The sequence below is a fragment of the Moorena sp. SIO3B2 genome, assembly GCF_010692525.1.
Lineage (GTDB): Bacteria > Cyanobacteriota > Cyanobacteriia > Cyanobacteriales > Coleofasciculaceae > Moorena > Moorena producens.
Genome location: NZ_JAAHHE010000106.1, coordinates 3737 through 8386 on the forward strand (window position 1 = coordinate 3737; position 4650 = coordinate 8386).

The 4650-nt window shown below is 45.5% G+C and carries 5 protein-coding genes; 3 read left to right on the plus strand and 2 right to left on the minus strand.

The genetic code is table 11. The features are described from left to right. Positions 1 to 230 precede the first annotated feature (230 nt). Positions 231 to 2159, minus strand: coding sequence for a tetratricopeptide repeat protein (locus tag F6K38_RS20825; RefSeq protein WP_287357312.1), 1929 nt, complete (start codon positions 2157 to 2159; stop codon positions 231 to 233). Between the two features lie 7 nt (positions 2160 to 2166). Between F6K38_RS20825 and F6K38_RS20830 the strand changes: the two genes are divergently transcribed. Next, positions 2167 to 2337 (plus strand): hypothetical protein, encoded by a 171-nt coding sequence (locus tag F6K38_RS20830; RefSeq protein WP_154659839.1) that lies wholly within the window; start codon positions 2167 to 2169, stop codon positions 2335 to 2337. Between the two features lie 146 nt (positions 2338 to 2483). On the opposite strand, the gene F6K38_RS20835 is transcribed toward F6K38_RS20830, so the two are convergent. Next, positions 2484 to 3605 carry a sensor histidine kinase gene (locus F6K38_RS20835; RefSeq protein ID WP_287357314.1) on the minus strand — a complete coding sequence of 374 codons (1122 nt, stop codon included), beginning with the start codon at positions 3603 to 3605 and terminating at the stop codon, positions 2484 to 2486. A gap of 352 nt (positions 3606 to 3957) precedes the next feature. Here F6K38_RS20835 and clpS point away from each other — a divergent pair, with 352 nt between their 5' ends. Both clpS and F6K38_RS20845 read left to right on the plus strand, forming a co-directional pair. Further along, positions 3958 to 4278: an ATP-dependent Clp protease adapter ClpS gene (clpS, locus tag F6K38_RS20840; RefSeq protein WP_071105615.1), complete on the plus strand. Its 321-nt coding sequence runs from the start codon at positions 3958 to 3960 to the stop codon at positions 4276 to 4278. A gap of 4 nt (positions 4279 to 4282) precedes the next feature. After that, entirely contained in the window at positions 4283 to 4576 is a 294-nt protein-coding gene (locus tag F6K38_RS20845; RefSeq protein ID WP_008186027.1) for a DUF2103 domain-containing protein, read from the plus strand. Positions 4577 to 4650 lie beyond the last annotated feature (74 nt).

The window sequence follows — 4650 nt, forward strand, 5'->3', positions numbered from 1 at the left end:
CAACTAGTAGGGTGGGCAAAGTAAGATTATCTAGAAGACTCAAAAGAACGAAACGGTTTTTGCCCACCCTACAACTACAACTAGTAGGGTGGGCAAAGTAAGATTATCTAGAAGACTCAAAAGAACGAAACGGTTTTTGCCCACCCTACAACTACAACTAGTAGGGTGGGCAAAGTAAGATTATCTAGAAGACTCAAAAGAACGAAACGGTTTTTGCCCACCCTACAGGCTTAAAGAGAATCTAAGTATTTGGCTAGCAATTCCGGAATATAGTCATAGCCATCTACGCCAATGACAGCAATAATTTTTGACCGTTGCTGTGCCAAAAGGGTTTGGAAGCCTTCTTGTCCCATTTGTCCTTGCAAAATACTTAACAACCCAGCTGGTTTGCGCCAATCTTCAGACCCAATTTGCTCTAATAGATAGGCTCCTAAACTAGCGGTGTAAATCACTTTTTGCCAATCTTGCTGGCTGTAGCAAGCTTGGGCTAAGTAGGCCAAATTCACGCCTTGTAAGTACAAATCCCCAGAAAATTGGGCGGCTTGCCAGCCTTGTTCTAAAAATGCGATCGCTTTTTGATACTGCTCGACCACCACATGGGCAATTCCCAAACTACTGAAACACAAGGCTTTACTTTGCCCGACCCCATAACTCCCTGCTGGAGAATCCCCTAATCGTTCTAACAATAATCGACCTTGTTCTAGATAGTTAATGGCACTTTCATACACCTCTAGTTCTGCTTGTTGGCTATCCTGAGCTTGAAACACTTCACTGTAGCCGAAATTCACTAAAGCATTAGCTTCCCCTAACCGGTCTCCAGCTTGACGAGCCAGTATTAATGCTCGTTGACTATAGTTAATGGCATCAGCATAATTCTCTTGCTCGACACAAATCCGACTGAGGTGATTGAAATTAGCAATTTCACACAATCTATCCCCAGCCTCACGGGCAATATCTAAGGCTTGCTGATGGAAGTTATTGGCTCGATCATAGGCTCCTTGAGACCAAAGGGAATAACCCAACAAGGTTAGAATCCGGGCTTTCTCCTCGGTTCGGTCTACTTGCCGCAGGGGTTCATCTAGGTAATTCAGGGCATCTTGGAGATAGTTGCCGCTAAAGTTAGCAAACACACCACCGTAGAGGGGGAAGTAGTCCCGTTGGGCAAAGGTGCGCAGAATTTGCAGACAAACCTGAAAACAGCCATTTGCGATCGCGTAGCGGCTCGTACCGAGCATCGCATTGCCGTTGCTACTACTTGCTGTCTGGTTCAAAACATTAGCTAACCTAGACCAAATGACAGCAAATATGATAAAGGTAGAAATCGATAACTTTGCTCCCATCTTGGAGTCATATACCATTTTATCGAACCAATTCACCAGTCCTCGCTGCAAGCACTGGAGAATCACAGCCAATTCCACCCAAGCCTCTAGTTCCAAACTGGGCTGAGTATCTGCCCATTCATGGAAGGATTGATTTAGCGCTAGAGTTTGAAATAAAGACTGGGGTAACGGGCTATCGACCTTTTTCCCCCACAGCCCCCAAGGGCCACGCTGTTCCGGAGTACCCTCAAATCCCAGTGAGCCTCGACTTTGGTCATAAATCCAACTCACTAGATAATCTTCCAAGCGTTGCCAAGATGCCAAACCCGCCGTAATCCCAGCCGCCAGTTGTCCAAGGTCTGTAGCAGTATCAGATTCAGAGGCTTCTTGTGCCTGTTGCTTTAGGGGTTTAGCCAGGCTCGCCAGTTGTTGTAAAGTTAGCGGTGGTTGTTGATTGGGGTCAATCACTCGCAATAAAGCCGTAAAGCGGTCAGCCGGTTCAGCAGTAGTAATGGATTTAATAGCGCTAGTGATAGTTTCAGAAACTCGGTTTTCTTCCTGCCACTGTTCCCATTCACCACGAATGGTATTAAGCGCCCTGAGTTTCCGAATTGCCTTGGCTTGCTTCAATTCACTTTTAGGATTATCTATTTCTGCCTGAGTCATATCGAAGCGCTGATCAAGGCAACGTTCAAAAATTTCCCCAGTGCCAACCTGAACGCCCTTGACCAACATCTGATAGACCTGGGATTTAGAACGGATCTTCCCCTTCAGGGTAGTTTTGACAATGTCATCGATTAATTCAAAATAGCGATCGCCCAATCCCATCTCGTTAGACATAAACCTTTTGCCTGATCCGTGCCGACTTTACTCAAAAATAGCTCAAAATCAGAATAGACTTCTGGCAAGTCTAGTTAACTGTCAACATGATTGTAAGCATTCAGCGGTCAGCGGTCAGCGGTCAGCGGTCAGCGGTCAGCGGTCAGTGGTCAGTGGTCAGCCGTCAGCCGTGAGCTAAAAGCTCACGCTACTTGAGATGCTTATTTTATTCAAAAGCATCTCAAGTAGCCTGGCCACAGGCCCATAGCTGATAGCTGATAGCTGATAGCTGATAGCTGATAGCTGATAGCTGATAGCACCATCTGTAGCGCATTAGCTGAATGCTTAGACATGATTCGGCAATGTTACAGTAAACAAAGTCCCCTTACCCAACTCAGACTTAACTTTGATCGTTCCTTGATGAGCTTCGAGAATTCGTTTGGAAAGATATAGTCCTAAACCACTACCTGAGCGTTTGTGGCTACCCTGGCGAAACCGTTCAAACAACTGTTTTTGGTCTTCTGGGGATATACCAAAACCAGTATCTTCCACCTCAATCACCACCCACGTCTGATGCCCTTCACTAGTGTTGGGACTATTCCTCAGACGAACCGTCACAGAACCATTGTCAGTGAATTTAATGGCATTTCCTACCAAATTGGTGAACAATCGGTGCAATTCTAAGCGATCGCTCATCACTATGGAGTTAAGCTGATTCGCGCTCTGATAGTCCAAAGACAGTTTTTTATCACGAGCTAGGGCAGACAGTTCTTGGATGACTTCCTCAATAACCTGTTGTACAGGAATGGCAGAGAAAGACAAATACTTCCGACCGGCTTCATAGCGATAGACTTCTAGTAAGGTATTCACCATACTCAGCAAATTGTGGTTACTGCGAGTCATGGTGACTATGGCTTCCAGGACTGGGGGTGAAATTTCTCCCAAAGCTCCCTGCTGCATAAGGTTTAGGATGCGATCTGCTGCTACTAAAGGGGTGCGCAAGTCATGGGTAAGCCGAGAGACAAAATCTTCTCGTTGCCGAGCAATTTCGTCCCGTTCATCCACACTATGTTTGAGGCGCAAAAGCGATCGCACTCTGGCCAGCAATTCATCTACTTCTACTGGTTTACGAATAAAATCATCCGCCCCCATATCCAGTCCTTTGACCACACTGGGATGATCATAAGCGGTGATCAACAAAATTGGTATAAACGGTAACTTGGGATTGGAGCGGATGCGCTTGGTTACTTCAAAGCCATCCATTTCTGGCATCATCACATCCAATAGCACCAATTCCGGCGGAGATATCTCTATTTGCTCTAGGGCAACCCGACCATTCTCGGCCAAACTCGTCTCGTACCCCTCTTCTTCTAAAAGCGTCTGCAGTAGAAACAAGTTGTCAGGGGAATCATCGACAGCCAAAATCTGATCTTTTTTGGAAGGGCGGGTTAGAGGTAAAGCATTCATTGAATCTTTTGTTGGTAAGTCAGAAGTGGAAACCCCTGTCATTGATGTATGGGGAGCGGGCTAATTAGTGGGTCGGCAAACCATTGCACACAGCCCCTCAGCAACTTCCCCCTTACACAAACAGCAGCCTGAGTTCGCTTCATTATGGCAAATTGGGCTTTACAGGCAAAGAAAAAATTGCCAATAGCCAAGGTCGTTGAAACCCTTAGGGATTAAAGGCTTAGTCCAATTGTTAATTTTCCTTGTTTCTCACCGCCACTATGCAGCGCGTTTCAATTTTTGTAAACTGGAAGGAATGGTTTGAGTTAGATCATAATTTTTTGTAAATTATTCTGGTAACCTATGTGCGACTATGGTAATATCAGCAGCTTATAAAGCTACATTTGCTGCACCAGTCAAAGCTCCTGAACGCTCTGGTCAAGTTACCCGAAAGCCTTATCCCAAATATAAGGTAATTGTGTTAGACGATGATTTTAACACGTTTCAGCATGTTCACGACTGTCTGGTCAAGTATATCCCTGGGATGACAAATGATCACGCCTGGGAGCTCACCCATCAAGTTCACAACGAAGGTCAAGCCATTGTTTGGGTCGGTCCCCAGGAACAAGCGGAACTCTACCACCAACAGCTTTCTCGTGCTGGCTTAACCATGGCTCCCTTGGAGGCTACATAGTATTATGAGCCAACCCAAAGACGGCAGACTGGTTTGGAATCACTCTACCCACATTCAGGGTCTCATTCCAGTTCTCCAACGACTCACCGATTACCCAGGTATTCAAACCATTACCCCTGCTGTCCTTGGGCGGGCAAGAAGTCACTGTCCTAAATTACAGTTAAAAGTATCAGTGCCAATTCGTGGGGGATTCAAGGTGATTGCTAGGTCTGGTAAAAGCTTTCAAGAGGTGTTCATCCTCACCAACTTGAGTAAAGTGGAATTAGAAAAAGCGATCGCTCAATCACTAAAACGATAAGTAGATAGAATTTAGAATTTAGAATTTAGAATTTAGAATTTAGTTGTAGGGTGGGCATTGCTTGAAATCAACCC

Coding starts and splice junctions, on each gene's coding strand:
- F6K38_RS20825 (WP_287357312.1), bottom strand. CDS start 2,159: ATGTCTAACGAGATGGGATTGGGCGATCGCTATTTTGAATTAATCGAT.
- F6K38_RS20835 (WP_287357314.1), bottom strand. CDS start 3,605: ATGAATGCTTTACCTCTAACCCGCCCTTCCAAAAAAGATCAGATTTTG.
- clpS (WP_071105615.1), top strand. CDS start 3,958: ATGGTAATATCAGCAGCTTATAAAGCTACATTTGCTGCACCAGTCAAA.
- F6K38_RS20845 (WP_008186027.1), top strand. CDS start 4,283: ATGAGCCAACCCAAAGACGGCAGACTGGTTTGGAATCACTCTACCCAC.